This is a genomic window from Streptomyces kanamyceticus (assembly GCF_008704495.1).
Taxonomy (GTDB): domain Bacteria; phylum Actinomycetota; class Actinomycetes; order Streptomycetales; family Streptomycetaceae; genus Streptomyces; species Streptomyces kanamyceticus.
The window spans coordinates 3,213,677-3,233,338 of sequence record NZ_CP023699.1; the positions used below are offsets into that span (position 1 = coordinate 3,213,677).

Annotated in this window: 15 protein-coding genes; 8 read left to right on the forward strand and 7 right to left on the reverse strand. The window is 73.8% G+C overall.

All coding sequences use genetic code 11. The annotated features are described in order from the left end of the window. Positions 1-10: 10 nt before the first annotated feature. The 3 genes from CP970_RS12890 to CP970_RS12900 are packed head-to-tail and all read left to right on the forward strand — an operon-like array spanning position 11 to position 7,364. Complete coding sequence (locus tag CP970_RS12890) at positions 11-1,825, forward strand: HSP90 family protein (RefSeq protein WP_055544829.1); 1,815 nt, start codon at positions 11-13, stop codon at positions 1,823-1,825. Continuing rightward, complete coding sequence (locus CP970_RS12895) at positions 1,822-5,676, forward strand: hypothetical protein (RefSeq protein ID WP_150493302.1); 3,855 nt, start codon at positions 1,822-1,824, stop codon at positions 5,674-5,676. Before CP970_RS12890 ends, CP970_RS12895 begins: the two co-directional genes overlap by 4 nt. Further along, positions 5,673-7,364: a serine/threonine-protein kinase gene (locus CP970_RS12900; protein ID WP_055550226.1), complete on the forward strand. Its 1,692-nt coding sequence runs from the start codon at positions 5,673-5,675 to the stop codon at positions 7,362-7,364. Before CP970_RS12895 ends, CP970_RS12900 begins: the two co-directional genes overlap by 4 nt. On the opposite strand, the gene CP970_RS12905 is transcribed toward CP970_RS12900, so the two are convergent. Together CP970_RS12905 and CP970_RS12910 are read right to left on the reverse strand one after the other, a co-directional pair. Continuing rightward, a complete protein-coding gene (locus tag CP970_RS12905; RefSeq protein WP_055550246.1) occupies positions 7,346-10,609 on the reverse strand; it encodes a helix-turn-helix transcriptional regulator in 3,264 nt (1,087 codons plus the stop codon). The genes CP970_RS12900 and CP970_RS12905 overlap by 19 nt on opposite strands. 149 nt (positions 10,610-10,758) lie before the next feature. After that, positions 10,759-11,418 (reverse strand): GNAT family N-acetyltransferase, encoded by a 660-nt coding sequence (locus CP970_RS12910; protein WP_055550228.1) that lies wholly within the window; start codon positions 11,416-11,418, stop codon positions 10,759-10,761. Between the two features lie 81 nt (positions 11,419-11,499). Between CP970_RS12910 and CP970_RS12915 the strand changes: the two genes are divergently transcribed. Next, positions 11,500-11,712, forward strand: coding sequence for an EF-hand domain-containing protein (locus CP970_RS12915; RefSeq protein WP_055550248.1), 213 nt, complete (start codon positions 11,500-11,502; stop codon positions 11,710-11,712). Between the two features lie 304 nt (positions 11,713-12,016). Here the strand turns inward: CP970_RS12915 and CP970_RS12925 are convergent, their stop codons facing one another. Beyond that, positions 12,017-12,676, reverse strand: coding sequence for a MerR family transcriptional regulator (locus CP970_RS12925; RefSeq protein ID WP_055550230.1), 660 nt, complete (start codon positions 12,674-12,676; stop codon positions 12,017-12,019). A 147-nt stretch (positions 12,677-12,823) separates the two neighbouring features. On the opposite strand from CP970_RS12925, the gene CP970_RS12930 reads away from it, so the two are divergent. Beyond that, positions 12,824-13,789 carry a hypothetical protein gene (locus CP970_RS12930; RefSeq protein ID WP_224058406.1) on the forward strand — a complete coding sequence of 322 codons (966 nt, stop codon included), beginning with the start codon at positions 12,824-12,826 and terminating at the stop codon, positions 13,787-13,789. After that, positions 13,786-14,250: an ABA4-like family protein gene (locus CP970_RS12935; RefSeq protein ID WP_055550232.1), complete on the forward strand. Its 465-nt coding sequence runs from the start codon at positions 13,786-13,788 to the stop codon at positions 14,248-14,250. The genes CP970_RS12930 and CP970_RS12935 overlap by 4 nt, the downstream gene beginning before the upstream one ends. On the opposite strand, the gene CP970_RS12940 is transcribed toward CP970_RS12935, so the two are convergent. Beyond that, a complete protein-coding gene (locus CP970_RS12940; protein WP_055550234.1) occupies positions 14,192-15,133 on the reverse strand; it encodes an AraC family transcriptional regulator in 942 nt (313 codons plus the stop codon). The two genes, CP970_RS12935 and CP970_RS12940, sit on opposite strands and share 59 nt — an antisense overlap. Before the next feature lie 102 nt (positions 15,134-15,235). Between CP970_RS12940 and CP970_RS12945 the strand changes: the two genes are divergently transcribed. Continuing rightward, a complete protein-coding gene (locus tag CP970_RS12945; protein ID WP_055550237.1) occupies positions 15,236-16,282 on the forward strand; it encodes a zinc-dependent alcohol dehydrogenase family protein in 1,047 nt (348 codons plus the stop codon). 56 nt (positions 16,283-16,338) lie between these two features. Further along, a complete protein-coding gene (locus CP970_RS12950) occupies positions 16,339-16,998 on the forward strand; it encodes an NADPH-dependent F420 reductase (RefSeq protein ID WP_055550239.1) in 660 nt (219 codons plus the stop codon). A 27-nt stretch (positions 16,999-17,025) separates the two neighbouring features. On the opposite strand, the gene CP970_RS12955 is transcribed toward CP970_RS12950, so the two are convergent. The 3 genes from CP970_RS12955 to CP970_RS12965 form a co-directional block, all read right to left on the reverse strand. Continuing rightward, the gene (locus tag CP970_RS12955) at positions 17,026-17,577 is read right to left on the reverse strand and encodes a glycoside hydrolase family 25 protein (RefSeq protein WP_055550240.1); all 552 of its coding nucleotides are present in this window, start codon (positions 17,575-17,577) and stop codon (positions 17,026-17,028) included. Positions 17,578-17,667: 90 nt separating this feature from the next. Continuing rightward, positions 17,668-18,876, reverse strand: a complete 1,209-nt coding sequence (locus tag CP970_RS12960; protein WP_055550242.1) for a YncE family protein — start codon at positions 18,874-18,876, stop codon at positions 17,668-17,670. Beyond that, positions 18,876-19,652: a polysaccharide deacetylase family protein gene (locus CP970_RS12965; RefSeq protein WP_150493304.1), complete on the reverse strand. Its 777-nt coding sequence runs from the start codon at positions 19,650-19,652 to the stop codon at positions 18,876-18,878. Before CP970_RS12965 ends, CP970_RS12960 begins: the two co-directional genes overlap by 1 nt. Positions 19,653-19,662: the final 10 nt, after the last annotated feature.

Here is a 19,662-nt window from a genome sequence, read left to right on the forward strand (position 1 = left end):
CCCCGGGCGCATGGCACACAGCTTCCAGGTCGACCTGCGCGGGCTCGTCGACCTTCTCTCGCACCACCTGTACTCCAGTCCCAAGGTCTATCTGCGCGAACTGCTGCAGAACGGCGTGGACGCCGTGACCGCGCGCAGGGTCTTCGAGCCGGACGCGCCCGCCGTCGTGCGGCTGTACCCGGGCGACGGCGAGCTGCGCGTCGAGGACAGCGGCGTCGGGCTCACCGAGGCCGAGGTGCACGGGCTGCTCGCGACCATCGGGCGCAGCTCCAAGCGGGACGGCCTGGAGAGCGCCCGCGCCGAGTTCCTCGGGCAGTTCGGGATCGGGCTGCTCGCCTGTTTCGTCGTCGCCGAGGAGATCCGGGTCGTCAGCCGTTCGGCGCGGGACCGTTCGGCGCCGCCCGTCGAGTGGCGGGCCCGCGACGACGGTTCGTACACCGTCCGTACGCTGCCCGGCACGGCCCGCACCGAGCCGGGTACGACCGTGCACCTCACCGCGCGGCCCGGCTGCGCCGACTGGCTCGGCGCCGCGCGCGTCACCGAACTCGCCCGCCACTTCGGGTCGTTGCTCCCCCACGACGTACGCGTCGGCGACGTGCCCGTCTCCGAGCGGCCCGCCGTGTGGGAGCGCGCGCACTCCGGGCCCGACGCGCGCAGGGCCGCGCTCGCCGCGCACTGCCGCGAGACGTTCGGGTTCGCGCCGCTGGACGCCATCGAGCTCGACGTGCCGCTCGCGGGCCTGCGCGGGGTGGCGTACGTCCTGCCCGGCGCGGTCAGCCCGGCCCAGCGCGGCGCCCACCGCGTCCACCTCAAGGGCATGCTGCTCACCGAGCGGGCCGACGAACTCCTGCCCGACTGGGCGTTCTTCGTGCGCTGCGTCCTCGACTCGGACAGCCTGCGGCCCACCGCGTCCCGCGAGAACCTCTACGACGACGACACCCTCGCGGCGGTGCGCGAGGTGCTCGGCGAGCGGATCCGCGGCTGGCTCACCGAACTGGCGGCCGGTGACCGGGAGCGGCTCGCGCACTTCCTCGCCGTCCACCACCTGGGCGTGAAGTCCCTCGCGCGGCACGATCCCGGGCTGCTGCGCGTGATGCTGCCGTGGCTGCCGTTCGAGACGACCGAGGGCACGGTCTCCCTCGACGAATTCGCCCGCCGCCACCCGGTCGTGCACTTCACCCGCTCCGCGGAGGAGTTCCGTCAGGTCTCCGCCATCGCAGCCGCCCAGGGCATCGGCGTGGTCAACGGCGGCTACACGTACGACTCCGAACTCGTCGAACTGCTGCCCGCCGCACGGCCCGGCAGCGTGGTCGCCGAGCTCGACACCGACACCGTCACCGCGCACCTGGACACCGTCGACCCGGCGCGGGAACTGGCGCTCGCCCCGTTCCTCGCCGTCGCCCGCGCCGCACTCGAACCGCTCGGCTGCGACGTGGTCCTCCGCGCGTTCCAGCCGGTCACCGTGCCCGCCCTGCACCTGGACGACCGCGACGCCCGGCACGAAAGGGCCCGCGCCGAGGCGGCCGAGGCCGCCGACGGGCTGTGGGCGGGCATCCTCGGCTCGCTGCGCGGCGGGCGGCCGCGGGCCCGGCTCGTCCTCAACCACCTCAATCCACTGGTGCACCGCATGGCCGCGGCACCCGATCCGCGGCTCGCCGCGACGGCGGTCGAAGCGCTGTACGGGCAGGCCCTGTTGATGTCCCAGCGGCCGCTGCGGCCCGCCGATTCCGCGCTGTTGAACCGGGCCTTCCTCGGGCTGCTCGACTGGGCGGTGCGGCCCGTGGACGACGACCCGACCGAACGACCCGCCGGGGAGCCCCGATGACCGCCCGTCCGAGCCACGAGATCCGCGCCGACATCTTCCGGCTCGACGACGAGCCGTACGGCAGCGCGCGCAACGCCCGCGCCGAGGCGCTCACCGACGAGGCGGCGGCCGCCGGTGACCGACCGCTCCTCGTGGAGGCGCTTGCCGCCCTGGTCCACGCGTACTCGTTCAGCGCCGAGTGCGACAAGATGTTCGTGCCGTTCGCGCGCCTGCTGGGGCTGTACGACGAGCATCCCGCGGACTTCGACGAGGACGACGTCCACCAGTTGCACTGGATGTTCAAGTGGGTGGCGGGGGACGCGCGGCAGCAGTACGACGTGCCGCTCGCCTCCATCGAGGAGTGGCTCACCGAGATGCGGCGCCGCTACCGAGTCGCCGGATACTCCGAACGGGCCGTGCACGGCTGCGAGTTCATGCTCGCCAGACACCTGGGCGACACCGCGCGCGCCGCCCGGGCGCACGCCGCGTGGACGGCCGCGGAGCGCGACGAGATGTCCGACTGCCTGGCCTGCGAGTGCGCCCTCGACGGCCTCTGGCTGCTGGAGCGCGGCGATGACACGGGGGCCCTGAAGGGCTGGCGGCCCGTCCTCGACGGCACCCACAGCTGCAACCGCGAGCCGCACGAGACCCTCGCCTGGTCCCTGCTCCCCCTGGTCCGCCTCGGCAGGCCGGACCTGGCCCGCGCGCACCATCTGCGCGGCTACCGCATGGTCCGCTCCGACGAGACGTTCGGACCCGTCGTCGGCCTGCACATCGAGTTCTGCGCACTCACCGGGAACGAGCCGCGCGGCCTGGAGATCCTCGCCGAGCAGGGCGCGCGCTGGACCCAGGACGGCGACCCGCTCGCGCGCCACGACTGGCTGGTGAGCACGGCGCTGCTGATGCGCCGCTTGGTCGAACTGGGGCACGGCGAGCGCGCCGTGCCGGGGCCGGGGGCGGGGCTGGGATCGGGGTCGGAGCTGGGGTCGGGGCTGGGGCTGGGGTCGGGGCTGGGGTCGGGGCTGGGGCTGGGGTCGGGGCCGGGGCTGGGGTCGGGGTCGGGGCTGGGGCCGGGGCTGGGGTCGAGGCCGGGGCCGAGGCCGGGGCCGGGGCCGTCCGGTGGGCAGTGGACCGCGGCGACGCTCCTCGACCACGCACGCACCACGGCGCTCGCCCTCGCGGCCCGCTTCGACCTGCGCAACGGCAACACGGCCGTCTCCGACCGCGCCCGCGCCACGATGGCGGCGCGGCCGTTGTGCGGGGCGCTGCCGTTGGGGCTGGGGGCGCTGCCGTTGGGGCTGAGGGCCGAGCCGTTGGGGTTGGGGGCGGAGCCGTTGGCTGGCGGGGGCGGAGGCACGACCTCCGAACCCGACGCTGGCTTCGGCCTCGACTCCGGCTCCGGCTCCGGCTCTAGCCCTGCTCTCGACTCCGACCCTGACCTCGGCTCTGCGCCCGGCTCTGGCTCCGCCCCTGACCCCGGCCCCAGCTCTGGCTTCGGCCTTGACCTCCGCCCGGGCTCCGGCCCTGACCCCGGCGCTGGTCCCGGCGCTGGTCCCGGTACTCACCTCGACTCTGCGCCCGGCTCTGGCCCCGGCCTCAGCTCTGGCTCCGCCCTTGACCTCCGCCCGGGCTCCGGCCCTGACCCCGGCGCTGATCCCGGTACTCACCTCGACTCTGCCTCCGACCCAGGTCCCGGCTCTGGGTCCGACTCCAGCTCCAGCTCCAGCTCCAGCTCCAGCTCCAGCTCCAGCCATGGTCTCGGTCCTGATCCCGGCCCTGACCTCGACTCTGGGCCCGGCTCTGACTCCGCCCCTGACCTCGGCCAGGGCTCCGGCCCCGGCTCCAACCCTGGCCTCAGCTTTGCCCCTGGCCCCGGCCCCGGCCCCGACGCCACGCCTGTCCGCACCCCCGGCGCGGCCCCCGAAGGCCCCGGCGGGCTCGACGCACCCCAACCACCCCAACCACCCACCAGACCCGCCCACCCCTCGACCCCCGAGCAACTCCTCCACCGCGCCCGCGAGTTCACCCGCAAGGCCCACCCCTCCGCGGGCACCGCCTGGCAGCAAGCCGTGGATGCTCTTGACGCCAGTCGTGGTGAGCCGCTCGGTGACGGTGATCGGGCCGATTGGCTCGATGCCCTCGCGCTCGACCTCAGCGGGGAGCAAGTGCCCCGGGGAGTCGCGCTGTTCGGGCGGGCCGCCGAGTGTCACGAGCGGGCCGGGCGGGCCGGGAGCGCGCTTGTCTCGCGGGCGCGAGCCCTGTTGTGCCGTCCGGACGCCATGGCCGATCCGGATACTCCGGGGCGGCTCGCCCAGCTGCGGGCGCGGGCCGACGCGCTGCACCCCGAGGGTGGTGCCACGACCGTCGACGTGGTCACGTTGTGGCTGCTGCACTGCCGGGTGCGCGCCGCACAACTGGCCGGTGCGATGCCGAGTGCCGCGGATCCGGAGAGCGAAAGGGCCGCCCTCAACGCCGAGTTGGACCTCCTCATCGACTTCGCCCGGCGCCACCTCGACGCCCCCGCCGTACTCACCCGCATCGCCGGGGCCACGGAGCTGCTCGGCCTGCTCGCCGTCGCCGACGACCCCGACGCCGCCGTCGAGCTGCTGCGCACCGCCGTCGTGCGCCACCACGAGTCGGGCCGCCCCTGGCTCGCCGCCAACGCCGAGATCCAGCTCGCCACGGTGCTGCTGAGCCGCGGCGAAGGGCAGCGCGCCGCCACCGTCGTACGCACCGTCCTCGACGACCCGGAACGCGTCCCGCTGCTCGCGTCGCGCGACCGGGCGCGGCTGTGTCTGGTCCTGGCCCAGACCTTGACCGGTCCCGACGAAGGCACGGAGGAAGGCTCGCTGCTCATCGACGCCGCGCACTTCGCCGAGCTGGCGGGCGAGAGCGCGGGGCTCGGCGCCCTGGCCAGGCTCCGGCTCGGCGGGCACTACTGCGAGCGCGGCCGCCACGACGAGGCGGCGGCCGTCCTGGAGGCAGTGTTGCCCGACCTCACGACGGCGGGGCACGACCCGCGCGACGTGGTGCGGGCCCGCGTCTGGCTCGCGCACTCCTATCTGAGTTCGGATCTGAGTTCGGACGAACCCGCTCTGGCCGCCGAGCAGTTCGCCCTCGCCGCCGACGCCGCGTCGGCCTGGCCCGATCAGCACCACCACGCGGCGCTCACCCAGCAGGCCGCGGAGGCGCTGGGCCTCGCGGGGCTCGGGGCGGAATCCGTGCGGGCGTACGAACGGGCCGTCGAACTGTGGAGCGGGCTCGGCGAGAACGCGGCGGCCGTCCGCGCGCTGCGGGCCCTCGCGTGGCAGACCCGGGATCCGGGCGCGGCAGGAGCGGCAGGCACGGCAGGGCCGGACGCCGCCGAGCGCGTCATGGCGCGGGCCGTCGACCTCTGCGAGCGCGCGGCACGGACCGCGGGTGACGACGACGAGCGTGCCGAACTCCGCATCGAACTGGGCCGCACCCACCAGCAGTTCGCCCAGCTGCACCTGGCACGCTCCGACGGCCCGCCCGCCCGCGAGCAGGACACTCCGCAGCGGTACACCGAGAACGTCGCCGCGTACGAGCGGGCCCTGGCCCGCACGGAACGGGCCACCGAGGCGTTCGCGGCCTGCGGTACGGCCGGGCAGGACGACCTCTTCGCCGCCGAACTCTTCGCCGTACGACTGGAGTCGGGCCTCGGACGGCGGACAGCCGCGGCCGAGCGGGCGCGCCGCCTCGCCACCCGGCTGCGCGAACTGCCCGACCCGGACGGCTCCTTGGCCGAACTCGGCGCCCTGTGCGCCGCGTTCATGGCCGAGAGCGACGGGAGCAACGGGAACTACGCGAGCGACGGGAACTATGACGAGAACGGCAGGCACGACGCATGAGCACTGCCGGATCCGCCCGCCGCGTGATCGACGACCGCTTCGAACTGCTCGACCGGCTCGGCGGTGGCGGCATGGGCACGGTGTGGCGCGCCCGCGACCTGGCGCTCGACCGCGAGGTGGCGGTCAAGGAAGTGCGGCCGCCGGACCCCGCCCTCGCCGAGTACGACCCGGAGGGCGCGCGGACGCTGCGGGCCAGGGTGTTGCGGGAGGCGCGCGCGCTGGCCCGTGTCGACCATCCCAACGTGGTGACCATCCACCACATCGTGGACGGCGGCGACGGCACGTACCCCTGGCTCGTGATGGAGCTGGTCACCGGTGGTTCGCTCCAGGACAGGATCGGGCGCGGGACGCTGCCGCCCCAGGAGGCGGCGGTCCTCGGGCGCGAGATCCTCGCCGCGCTGCGCGCCGCGCACGCGGCGGGCATCGAACACCGCGACGTGAAGCCCGCCAACGTACTGCTGCGCCCGGACGGCCGCCCCGTCCTCACGGACTTCGGCATCGCCGCGATCCGCGAGTCCACCGCCCTGACGGCCACCGGATCCGTCATCGGCTCCCCCGACTACATGGCGCCCGAACGCGTCAGCGGCCGCGACGGCGGTCCTGCCGCCGACCTGTGGTCGCTGGGCATGCTGCTCTACGTCGCCGTGGAGGGCCGCCACCCGCTGCGCAGGCAGAGCACCCTGGCCACCCTGGCGGCCGTACTCAACGAGGACGTACCGCCCCCGCGACGCGCGGGCCCGCTGGGCGGGGTGCTGCGGGCCCTGCTCGTACGGGATCCGGCGGCGCGGCCCGGGGCCGGGGAGCTGGACGGGCTGCTCGCGGTAGCCGCCAACTCCCGTGCGGGGGGCGGTGGTTCGGTGTCGGGCTCACCCGTGGACCCGCCCTTGGGGACGCGGCGCATGCCTGCGGACGCGGGGCGCGGCCCCAGTGACGCCACACCCACCTCCTACCGGCTCACGCCGCCCGCACCGCGCCCGACGTCCGAGCCGCCGCCGCTCGGCCCCGGTGCGGCACTGCGGCGGGTGCGGCGGGCGCGGGTCACCACGGGGGTCGCCGCGCTCGGCGGGACCGCTCTCGTCGGCGTCCTGGTGTGGGCCCTGCTGCCCGTGCCCGACGGCGAGGCCGGGGCATCCGGCGGCCGGGCCTCCGCACCGGCCTCCGCGCCCGCTTCCGCACCGGTATCCGCCCCCAAGGACGAGAAGATCAAGGAACCGGCTGAACCCCCCGAGAAGACCGACCTGTTGACGCCCGACGGGATCCGCGAATCGGTCGCGAAGCTGAAGCCGCTGATGGGCGGCGGCAAGGTCACGAGCTTCGTCGTCTACCCGGAGCACGTGTCCGCGCAGGCGCTCGTCAAGGGCAGCACGAAGCGCTACGACGGGTTCACCTACCGGGGCGGCGACTCGGCCGTCCGGGACGACGCGCGCGGCACCGTGATGTCCGGCACCGTCCCCGTGGACCTCGCGGGCTTCGACTGGGACGCGGTGCCCACCCTGTTCCGCAAGGCGGACAAGGAACTCGGCATCAAGCATCCCACCAGCCGCTATCTCGTCGTGAACACCGCGTCGACGATCTTCGAGAGCCAGCGGCCCGGCATGAGCGCCTACGTCTCGGACGCGTACGGCTCCGCGTACCTGAAGGCCGATCCGAAGGGCAACGTGATCGCCGCCTACCCGCGCGAGGACTGACCGCGCCCGACGGCACCGCGCGCCACCAGCGAGGCGAGGGCGGCGCGCGAGGTCACCCCGGTCTTGCGGTAGACCCGGGCGACATGGCTCTCGACCGTGCGGGTGCTGAGGCAGAGTCTGGCGGCGACGGCCTGGTTGGTGAGGCCCTCGGCGACCAGCGCGGATATCTCGCTTTCGCGCGGCGTGAGCGCGTCCAACGCGTCCAGCGCGGCGAGCGCGGTGCCGGGGACGGCGCCCGGCGGTCCCGCCGAGCCCGGTGGCCCGGGCAAGCCCGGTGGTCCCGCCGAGCCCGGCGACCCCGGGGATGCCGACGGGACCGAAGCCGCCAGCGGCCCGGGACCCCGCCGCCCGGGAAGCCCCGCCGCCGCCGAGGCGTCCGGCACGCCCTGCACGGGCGGAGCCGATGGGACCAACGGGACCGACAGGCCCGGTGCGGCCAGGTGAGCGGCCGGGTTCTGCATCACCTCACCGCCCGCCCCATCCGCAAGGCCGACGAGCAGCACCGCCCCGCCCTCCTCGGCGATGCGGCGGCCGCGGCGCCACATGGCGGCCGCCCGCGCGCCGTCACCCGTGGCGCGCACCAGCGGGGCGCCGAGCAGCAGGCTCTGCGCCTCCCTGAGCGCGGCGCCCGCCCTGGCGCTCTCCTGTGCCGCGTCGGTGAACGCCCTTGCCGCCGCTTCGAGTTGACCCCGCCGCGCCTCGACGAGTCCGACGGCGCGCAGCGCGGCGCCCCGCTGGGCGGGCAGGCCAAGCCGGTCGGCCTCGGCAAGCGCGCGGCCCGCCCAGCGCTCCGCGTCCGCGAGGTCGCCGGTGGCCAGCGCCGAAGTAGCGAGCAGCTCAAGGAAGTTGGGGCGTACGGAGGGCTGCAGTCGGGGCAGGTCGTGGCCGCCGCCCGCGGTCAGCAGGATGTCGCGCACGCGGTACGGGTCGCCCGCGCCCAGGGCGGCGTACGCGAGCTGGCAGCGGGCGAGCGTCGCCCACCAGCCGTCCAGGGCTCCCACGGTGGCCGCCGCTTCTTCGGCGGCGGCGAGGACCTCGGGGTCGCCGGGCGGCCGGGCCTGCATGAGGACCATGGCGCGGATTCCCCGCGCGATGCCGAGGAGTTCGCCGCCGCCCAGGGTGCGGGCGACCGCCACGGACTCGTCGGCGAGGGCGAGCGCGTCGGTGACGCGGCCCGTGGTGTACCTGGCGTACGCGCCGCAGAGCAGGAGCTGGGAGAGCGCGAAGGGGCGGCAGGAGCGCCGGGCGACGTCGACACCGCGCTCGACGTGGCGCAGGGCGGCCGCGGTGTCGTCGAGGAAGACCTCGCTCCAGGCCAGGCGCACCAGGGACTCGCACTGTCCCGCGAGGTCGGCGTCGGTCAGGACGTCGGCGAGCGCGGCGGCCTCGGCCGCGTACGCGCGCGCGGCGGCGGTCTCCCCCTCGTACGCCTCGCCCATGGCGGCCAGCGTGAGCGCCTCGGCCGTGCCGGGCTCGTCGCCGCGCGCGCGGGCGTCGGCGAGGGTGCGGGCGAGTTCCTCGCGCACCTGGGGGAAGCGGGTGGCGAACAGGGCGCGGCAGCCCCATTCGACGACGAGCGCGGTGCGCCGGGCGCCCACGGGCCCCGGGCGCCGGTCCAGTTCGCGGCGGAGCAGCGCGCCCGCTTCGGCGTAGCGGCCCAAGTGACGTTCCATGAAGGCGCATTGGACGACGGCGGCGGTACGCAGCCCATCACTGCCCTCGTCACCGTCCGCGTCACCGATCGCGTCACCGACCTCGGCACCGCCCCCGCCGTCCGGGCCGGGGCCGTGGTCGCCGATCAGCCGATGGAGCAGATCCCGGCTCTCCTTCACGGCGCCGGTCATGCCGAGCGCGGTGGCACGCCGGAGCATCAACTCGCCTCGCAGCGCGCGATGTTCGGGAGCGTCGGGCAGCACCCGGAGCACGGCGCCGAGGAAACGGGCGGCGTCGGCGGGCGCGGTGGCCGCCACCCGCTCCGCCGCCTCCGTCAGGACGGCGGCAGCGGCGGGGTCCCAGCGGGTCAGCGACCGGTCGACGTGGTGCGCCCGGTCGGCGATCGTGGCGCCGGTCCCGGCGAGTTCGGCGGCCGCGGCGCGGTGCAGTTCCTGGCGGCGCCAGTGGTCGATGCCCTCGCGCAGCCCCTCCCACAGGAGCGGGTGGCGGGGCGCGAGCCGCCGCCGCTCGGGGTCGGGACGGAGCAGGTCGCGCGCGACCAACTGACGTAGTGAGCCCACCAGTTCGGCGCGGTCGGCGCCGGTGAGGGCGCCGATCGTCTCGGTGGTCGCGTGCTCGCCGAGGACGGCGGCAGCCTCCAGCGCGGCGCGCTCGGGCGGGGTGAGCGCGGCCAGTTCGTCGAGCGGCGCCGGATGCCCGCCGCGCCCGCCGCGCAGCAGCGCCAGGAAGTAGAGCGGGTTGCCCTCGCTCGCGGCGTGCATCTCCTCGGCCCGCTCGCGCGGCACTCCGGCGGCGAGCCCGTCGGCGCACTCGGCGAGGCCGAGCGGCCCGAGTCCGGTCCGCAGTACGGCGCCGGTGTCGACGCCCCTGGTCAGCGCGGCGGTGAGGGCGGCTGCGGTCTGGCGTTCGCGTCGGGCGACAACGAGCAGGAAGGGGGCGCGGACAGGATGGCGTACGAGATGGTCGATGAGCTCGACGGACGCGGCGTCCGCCCAGTGCAGATCGTCGAGGACGACGACGAGGCCGGGCGCGGGCAGCGCGCCGAGCGCCGCCGCGGCCGCGCGGCACAGTCCGAACAGATCGTCCCCCGAGCCCTGCGCACGCCCGCGATCCACGCCCTGCGCACGCCCGTGATCCGCACCCTGCGCACGTTCGCGATCCTCGCCCTGCGCAGGCCCCTGCTCGACGCCGCCCTCCCCCGCCACGCCCCGTACGGCCGGGGGCAGTTCGGCCAGCGAGGGGAACGCCCGCGCGGCCCTCGGGTCGAGCTCGGCGAAGGCGTCGGCGAACGGGCGGAACGGACGGCTGCGGGACCGTTCTCCCGCCCGCCCCCGCAGCACGGTCGCGCCGCGCGCCCTGGCCCGCGCCGCGAACTCGGTGAGCAGTCTGCTCTTGCCGATGCCCGGCTCCCCGACGACATCGACGACCACGGGCACCTCACCGTGGTCCCCCCGCCCCGCACGGGGCTCGCTCCCCACGCGCCCGAGCGGCCCTTCGAGCCGGTCGAGCTCCCCCGATCTGCCCACGAACGGCGCCCGCTGGGCGGCCCCCGCCCCTTCGAATCTCTCCACCACGTTCCCCTCACGGCGGCACACGGCCCCCTCGGTCACGTTGTACCGCACGCGTCCCGCGCGGGAAGCGGGCCATGATCTCAGTTTGTGAACAAGAAGTGGCGAAAGGTCTCGGTTGGAGAACGAACCCGACGAAGAGGGTGCCCTCCTCACCGCGCGAAGAGCAGCGCCTCCGCCCCCACCGGCCGGTACCCCGCCGCCTGAAAGGCCCGCACGCTGCGCGCGTTGCCCGGTGCCTGCTGCGCCCAGACCACGTCCCCGTCCGGCACGAGGTGGCGCGCCGCCCGGGCCAGCGCCCGCCCGAGCCCCCGGTGCCGCGCGTCCTCGCCCACCTCGATCGCGGTCTCCCACCGTCCGGCGACGCCCCGCCCGATGACCAGCACCCCGGCCCCCTCCGACGCCCAGACCCGCACGTCGTCACGGCGCTTGCGGGCCCGCGCGACCCGGGGATGGTCCGGGTCGTCGAGCTCCCGCAGACCCAGCTCGGGCGCGGGTCCGCCCGGCAGCGCGGGGGCGACGGTCAGCAGGTCGATGGTGTCCGTCGTCCGCCCCGTGCGGTCCATGAAGGCCGCGAGGAAGCGCGCGTTGAGGGTGGCGGCAAGGGGGTCGCAGTCGAGCGACGCGAGCGTGGACCGCACCCACCGGGGGTCCTCGTCGGTGAAGACGACCGAGTGGGCGGTGAAGGCGATGACTCCCGCGTCACGGTGCCCCGGCTGCTCAACGACCGTGGTGGTGCCGTCCGGCGCGGGGAAGCCGCCCCGGGCCGCGGCGTCGAGGAGGGCCCCGAGGGTGCCGGATGCGCTGGCCATGGACGTACTCCTTGTGATCCGGTGCCGGGACGGCCGTTACCCTAACCTCCGTCAGTAGTGCACCAAGAAGGGGTGGATCCGGTGGCGGACATCGAGGAAGCGCGCAAGACGTTCGAGCGGTTCGACACGGACGGCGACGGCTTCATCACGGCGGCCGAGTGGAAGAGCGCCATGGCGCAGATGGGCGACTTCTACGTCACTGAGACGGTGGCCGAGGCCGTCATCGGCGCGAAGGACACCGACGCGGACAAGCGACTCTCGTTCGACGAGTTCTGGGCGAGCCTGAACAAGTAGGCGGTGCCGACCGCACGGAGGGGCCCCGCACACGCGATGTGCGCAGGGCCCCTCTCTCGCATCAGCGCACCGTCCGCGCCCGCACCGTCCAGCGCGCGTCCGTACGGTGCGCGGGCCCGAGCAGGCGGTCGGCCCGCGAGCGCCGAGCGCGGCGGGTGGCGTGGGTTCACATGACCGACGTACGCCCGCAGGTCGCGCAGGTCGACGCTCCCCATGCGCCGTCCGAACACCTCGAAGGTGCCGTACGTGGGGTGGGTGACCGCGCCGCAGAGGCCGATCAGCAGCCCCTGAGACAACGTGCCGGTCACCCCTCCTCCGCCCGCCCCGGCGCCCCGTCCTCACCTCCGTACAACCGCGCCGACGCATCCACATGCGCGAGCCGCCGCATCGCGTTGAACACCGCCTCGCCGAGCACCGTGCCGATCACCACGCTCTCCACCAGGTCGTCGACGGAGGCCCGTCGGGCCACGTAGCCGAGGTCGGCGCGGGCGACGAGTTCGGCGGCGTCGGCGTACTCGTCGAGGAGTTCCGTGAACGCGCCGTGGCCGACCCGGCCCATGGCTGCCAGCGCCCGTGACAGGTCCTCGCCCGCCGGGTTCGACTCGTGCGCTTGCCAGCCGCGCCGCGCGATCAGTTCCTGGACGGCGTCGCGCGCGGCCGTCGCCTCGGCGTCGTCGTCGGCGCCGCCCGCCGTGCCGAGCCGGTCCGCCGCGGCGCCGAGCACCTTGTGGAGCGGGCGACCCGGGTCGTCGATGGCCCCGAGGACCTCGGCGATCGCCGCCACCTTGAGGCCGCCGACGTCGAGGAGCGCGCGGATCAGCCGCAGCCTGCGCTCGTGCGACTCGTCGTAGTGCGCCTGATTGGGGCTGCTCAGCTCGCCGGGTTCGAGCAGCCCTTCGCGTACGTAGTACTTGATCGTCGGGACCGGAACCCCGGTCCTGCGGCTCAACTCGCCAATACGCACGGCCTGCCCACTCTCCTCGCCCCTGCCGGGGCACTCCTTGCCAACGCCCCGCCCATCATAGATAGTGGCGCTATCAGATAGCGGCGAGTGCCACTATCCACTCTTGATAGCCGTCACCTTAGCCACCACCCCCTGGAGGGGACACCCATGTCCTTATGGCGTTCATGGCACCGGCCCTTGGTGCTGTTCTCCGCGTCGATGGCGGTCATCGCCGTCATATCCGCCGTGGGACTCGTGGTCGACGACCGGGTCCTGGTGGGCGCGCGGATCTGGTTCAAGCCGCTGAAGTTCTCCGTCTCGTTCATCGCGTACGGACTCTCGCTCGCCTGGATGCTTTCGCTGCTCGACCGCGGACGGCGCGCGGGCTGGTGGGCGGGCACCGTGGTCGCGGCGACGAGCGCCGTCGAGATGGCGATCATCACCGGGCAGGTGGTGCGCGGGAAGCGCAGCCACTTCAACCACCAGACCCCGCTCGACGAGGCCCTGTTCAACACGATGGCCGTCACCGTCGTCATCCTCTGGCTCGGCACCCTCGCCATCGCGGTCCTGCTGCCGCGCGCCCGCATCCCCGACCGCGCCGCCGCCTGGACGATGCGCTGCGGCATCGCCATCGCGCTCGCCGGAGCCGCCGTCGGCTTCCTGATGACCCAGCCCGCGCCGGGACAGCGCAGGGGCGAGTCCTCGATCGTCGGCGCGCACAGCGTGGGCGTGGCGGACGGCGGCCCCTCGATGCCGCTGACCGGCTGGTCGACGACCGGCGGCGATCTGCGCATCCCGCACTTCGTCGGCATGCACGCGCTGCAGCTGCTCCCACTGCTCCTCATGACGGTGACAGCGCTCGCCCCGCGCTACGGCCGCCTCGCCGACCCGCGCGTCCGCCTTCGGCTCGTCCTGCTGGCGTCCGCCGCGTACGCGGCCGTCTTCGCCCTGATCCTGTGGCAGGCACTGCGCGGCCAGCCGCTGATCCACCCGGACGGCGCGACGCTCACCGCCGCGGGCCTCATCGCCGCCGCCACGACCACGGGAGCGGTCGCGGCACTGCGCCTCCGCACACCAACTCCCGTACAGAACAAGGCCATTGACGCACCCGCAGAGAAGGAGCTCGTCCCGTGACCGGATTCCTCTTCGAGCTCTCCTTCTGGCTGGCCGCGCCGGTCTGGCTGCTCATGATCCTCGCGCCCGGCTGGGGACCCACGGCCCGCATCGCCGCATCGCCCCTGACCGTCGTACCCGTCCTGGCCGTCTACCTCGCGCTGGCGCTGCCCGTCTTCCCCGAACTCTGGTCCGCGGTCAGGAGCCCGGACATCGACGGATTCCGCGCGCTCATGACGGACGCGAACGGCGCGGGCGCGATCTGGGCCCAGGTCATCGCCTGGGACCTGCTGATCGGACAGTGGATGTACCGCGAGTCCCGGCGGCTCGGCGCCCACCCGCTGGTGATGGGCCCCCTGCTCGTCCTCACGATCCTCCTCTCCCCCTTCGGCATGCTGCTCTTCCTGGGGCTGCGGGCCGCGCTCACCCGGCGGCGCGCAGCTTCCGGAACCGCCCGGGAGCCATCCCGAATTCCCGCTTGAACGCCTTGGCGAAGGCGAACTCCGAGGCGTACCCGGCCCGTTCGGCCACCGCGCGCAGCGGCGCCTCGTCAGGCCCGCGCAGCCAGCCCGCCGCCATCGTCATCCGCCACCACGTCAGATACGCGAGCGGCGGCGTCCCCACCGACGCCGTGAACCGGCGCGCGAAGGGTGCCCGCGACAGGCTGGCGAGCGCGCCGAGCTCCCCCACCGTCCAGGGGTGCGCGGGATCGCTGTGGATGGCGCGCAGCGCGGCCGCGACCGCCGGATCGGCGAGCGCGGCCGCCCAGCCGGTCAACTCGCCCGTCCTGCCGCGCACTTGCAGCCACCAGGTGCGCAGGACGAGGAGGAGCAGCGTGTCGAGCAGCGAGGTGACGATCGTGTCGGTGCCGGGCTGCGGATCCGCCAACTCGGCGCCGAGCAGGTCGAGCGCGGCCCGCAGTGCGCCGTTGCCGCCGTCGCCCGCGGGCAGGTGCACGACGTCGGGCAGTTCGGAGAGGAGCGGGTGGGGCCGGTTCTCGTCGAGGAGGTACGCGCCGCAGACCATGACGGTGGACGGCGGGCGCCCCGCCACCCGCCGCAGCGCGGGCGGCTTGGGCCAGGTGCCGTCGGGCAGCAGGCCGATCTCCTCCACCGGCGTGCCGGGTTCGCTGACGAGCGCGTGTCCGCCGCTGCGCGCGATGAACACCACGTCACCGGCCCCGAGCGGCACGGGCTCCGCACTCCCGTCCGCGGGCACCAGCCACGCCGATCCCTCGAGGACGGCGTGGAAGCCCGCCCTGCCGGGGCTGACGAACCGCACGCCCCACGGGGCGTACTTCTCCGTCCGCCCGGCGTGCGGGCGTCCGGTGCGCATCGCGGCCATCGCGTCACTCAGTACGTCCATGACGGAACCGTAACCCGGCCGTACGGACGGCGAGACGAACGGACATGGAGGCGGGATGACCAGGCATGGAGAGCGCCGCGCGGCCCGCCTAGCGTCTTGGACATGACGAAGAACACCACGAAGAACACCCCCAAGAACACCGCGAAGAACACCGCACGGACAGTCCTCTTCGACGAGGTGGGCGGGCCCGAGGTCCTGCGCGTCGAAGAGCTCCCGCTGGCCGCACCCGGACCCGGCGAAGTCCTCGTCCGCGTCGAGGCGTTGGGCCTCAACCGCGCCGAGGCGCTGTTCCGCGCGGGGACCTACTACTACCCGCCGACCCTGCCCGCGTCCCGGCTCGGCTACGAGGCCGCCGGGATCGTCGAAGCCGTCGGCGAAGGGGTCACCGCGCACGCCCCCGGCGATGCCGTCCTGACAGGACCCGGCATCGAGATGAGCGCCAGCGGCGTCTACGCCGACCGCGTCGTCCTGCCCGTCGGCTCCGTCCTGCCGCGCCCGGCCGGACTCGACGCGGTGACGGGTGCGGCGACGTGGCTCGCGTACTCCACGGCGTACGGCGGGATGCTGGAGACCGGCGGCCTGCGGCCCGGCGACCACGTGGTGATCACGGCGGCGTCCAGCGGCGTCGGCATCGCCGCGCTGCAGACCGCGGCGCGGATCGGCGCGGTGCCGATCGCGGTCACCCGCACCGACGAGAAGCGGCAGCGGCTCCTCGACCTCGGCGCGGCCCTGGTCATCGCGTCGGACACGGAAGACGTCGTGAAGGAGGTCCACCGCTTCACCGGCGGCAAGGGCGCCGAGCTGATCTTCGACGCGGTCGGCGGGGCGGGCCTCGCGGAGCTTTCCGGCGCGGCGGTGACCGGTGGAACGGTCGTCGTCTACGGCTTCCTCGACCAACGGAAGCCGATGCAGCTGCCGCTCAACTGGCCTCTCACCGTGCACGGTTACGCCAATTCGCAGATGTCGGAGAACGCGGAGGGTCGGCGCCGGGTGAACGCGTTCATCGAGTCGGGCGTCCGCGACGGCACGTTCCGCCCGGTCGTGGCGGAGGTCTTCGAGGGGCTGGAGAGCATCGGGGACGCGCATCGACTGCTTGAGGCCAATGGACATGTGGGGAAGGTCGTGGTGCGCCTGACGCCGTCGGAATAGTCCAGCCCTTCCGGAGGTTACCTCCGTTACGACAGTGGATCACCGGAAGGGCAGTCATGAAGATCGGCATCATCGGCGCTGGCAACATCGGGGGCAACCTCACCCGCCGCCTCACCGCCCTCGGCCACGACGTCTCCGTGGCCAACTCGCGCGGCCCGCACACCCTCACCGCCCTCGCCGAGGAGACCGGGGCCACCCCCGTCCCCGTCGAGGAGGCCGCGCGCGGCGCGCAGGTCGTCGTCGTCACCATCCCGCTCAAGGCCGTGCCCGGCCTGCCCGCGGGCTTCCTGGACGGCGCGGCCGCGGACGTCGCGGTCATCGACACCGGCAACTACTACCCGCAGCAGCGCGACGGCAGGATCGCCGAGATCGAGGACGGCCTGACGGAGAGCCGCTGGACGGAGCGGCAGATCGGCCACCCCGTCATCAAGGCGTTCAACGGCACCTACGCCCAGGACATCCTCGACAAGCCGCAGCCCAAGGGCACCCCCGGCCGGGTCGCGGTGCCGGTCTCCGGCGACGACGAGGCCGCCAAGCAGGTCGTACGCGACCTGATCGACGAACTCGGCTTCGACACGGTCGACAACGGCGGCCAGGACGACTCGTGGCGCCAGCAGCCCGGAACTCCCGTGTACGGCAACGCCGGTGACGTGGACGCGATCCGCGCGGCCCTGGCCGCGGCGTCCCAGGAACGCACGGCGGACTGGCGCGCCTAGGCGAGTACGTCCCTGGGCGAGTACGCCCTAGGGCGTGGCCCAGTCCCGCAGCTCGTCCTCGCTCGCGAAATCGGCCACGTTCTTATCCAGCGGTGTCGACGTGTGCTGGTGGATCGTCCAGTCCGCCTGGATGCGCGGCTTGCCCGCCGTCACGTAGTCGGCTATCCACAGGCCGTCGCCCGCGTAGGACGTGGAGTCGTGGTTGAGCCAAAAGTCGCGATTGCAGTAGAGAAGGGTCTTATGTCCGGGTCGTAGCCTTTTCACCTCGCGGATGAACCGGTCCTTCTCGGCGTTGGACGCACGGGTGCCGTCGCCCGTGCGCTCCCAGTCCACCGCCAACAAGTCCCCCGCCTTCTCAGGAGCCTTGCTCACGAAGTACGCCGCCTGGGCCGCGATGTTCCCCGGCCACAGGAAGTGGTAGAAGCCGACGACGCAGCCGCCGTCGCGGGCCCGCTTCACCTGGGCGGTCATTTTCGGGTTGGTGTACGAACGGCCTTCCGTCGCCTTGATGAAGACGAACGAGAGGCCGTCCGTGCTGAACGTCGACTGGTGCGAACTGACGTCGATGCCACGGATCATGGGCGCCTCCAGGGGTGGGGGGAGGGAGGTTCCTGAGCTGCCCCTTTGGTGCCCGGTGCCAGCGACGGTCAACCGTCAACCATCGATCGTTCAACGGAAGATCCCCGTGTGCCCGAGCGAGTAGCGGCCCGGCTGCGGGTAGACCGCGAGCCCGTGCGGCCCCTTGCCCACCGGGATGCGGGCCAGCTGGACGCCGGTGCGGGTGTCGATGGCGTACACCTCGGAGTTGTAACGCCCGGACAGCCAGAGGGTGTTGCCGTCCGCCGAGACGCCGCCCATGTCGGGGCTGCCGCCCTGCGGGAGCTTCCACTTCTTGGTGAGCTTGTTCTTCGGGAAGTCGAAGACGGAGATGGTGCCCTCGCCGCGGTTGGAGATGTACATCTCCTTGGAGTCGCGGCTGACGTACAGGCCGTGGCAGCCCTTGCCGGTGGGGAGCAGCTTGGGCGTCGTGAACTTCTTGCCGTCCAGGACCCACATGCCGTGCGCCATCATGTCGGCGACGTAGAACGTCTTGCCGTCCGGGGACATCTTCACGTCCTGCGGCATGGCGCCCTCGAAGGGGATCTTCTGCTGGCCGACGACCTCCATCTTCTCGGTGTCGACCTTGAGGAGTTCGCCGGAGAATTCGCAGGACACGATGAAGTAGCGGCCGTCCATGGAGAAGTCGGCGTGGTTGACGCCCGCGCAGGTGACCGGGACGGTCTTGACGCGGTTCATGGTCTTCGGGTCGCGGAAGACCAGTTCGCGGTCCATGGAGGCCATGACGACGGCGTACTTGCCGTTCGGTGTGAAGTAGAGGTTGTAGGGGTCGGAGACCTCGACGGTGCGTCCCGTCTTGCCGGTCACCGGGTCGATGGCGGTGAGGCTGTCGCCGAGGTCGTTGTTGACCCAGAGCGTCTTCATGTCCCAGGAGGGGACGACGTGCTGGGGCTGGTTGCCGACCGGGATGGTCTCGATGACCTCGTACGTCTTGGGGTCGATGACCGACACCGTGTTGGAGCTGGTGTTGGGGACGTAGACGCGCGGCAGGAACTTCTTGGCCACGGGCTGGAGCGCGTTCGGGCGGTCGGCCGCGTAGGCGTCCTTCGGGTCGAGCACGGGCGGCATGCCGGGCAGGCCCGGGGCCGCCTTCGGCTGGGCGGGCTTGCGGATGCCCGCCGTACCGAGGGCCTCGTCGGCGCGTTCGTCGCCGCCGCTGCCGCAGCCCGCGAGGACGGCGAGCGCGGCGCCGGTGGCGAGCACGGCCGCGGTGCGCCGGGTCAGGTGGAGTCTGGGGGGCGAGGTGAGTTTCCGATGCATCAGGTAAGGAGCTCCGTGGTCGTCACCGCGCGCAGACCGCGGCGTTCCAGTTCTTGCAGGACGGCGGGGAGCGCGGCGACCGTGTCCGCGTACCCGAAGTGGAGGCTCACCACGGATCCCGGGCGGATCTCGGCGGCGATCTTGCGGGTGACGGCGGGGGCGCCCGGCGAGGTGAAGTCGAGGGAGTCGACGTCGTACGAGAGGACGTGCGGGTAGCCCGCGCGGTGGGCGAGCCGTTCGACGAGGGGGGTCGCCGTGCGCGTGCGCGAGGGGCGGAACCAGGTGCCGATGGATCCGGTGAGGCGGCGCAGGCGGTCCGCGCAGCCGGTGATCTCGGCGTAGGCGTCGGCCTCGGGCATGTCGTTGACGTCGAGGTGGTGGTGGGTGTGGTTGCCGAGGTCGTGGCCGCCTTCGAGGATGCGGCGGGCCAGCTCGGGGTGCTCGTCGAGCCAGCTGCCGACGGCGAGGACGGTGATCCTGGCACCGGCCTTCTCGGCCTGGTCGAGCAGGGTCTTCGCGGTGGCCGGGTCGCCCTGGCCGTGGAAGGTGAGCGCTACCCGGGGGCGGGTGCGGGGGCCGTGGGCGATCTGGGCGGGCAGGCCGGGGAGGCGGCGGGGCGCGGGGGCCGCGGGGGCGGGCCGGGGAGTCTTGGCCGCGGGCGGGCGTGCGTGCGCGGCGGGTCCTGTGCCGGTCGTGGCGCACCCGGTGGTGAGCGCGCCCGTGACGGCCAGTCCGGCGCCCGCGCGCAGGAGGGCGCGGCGGTCGGTCTCGATCACACGACCATTT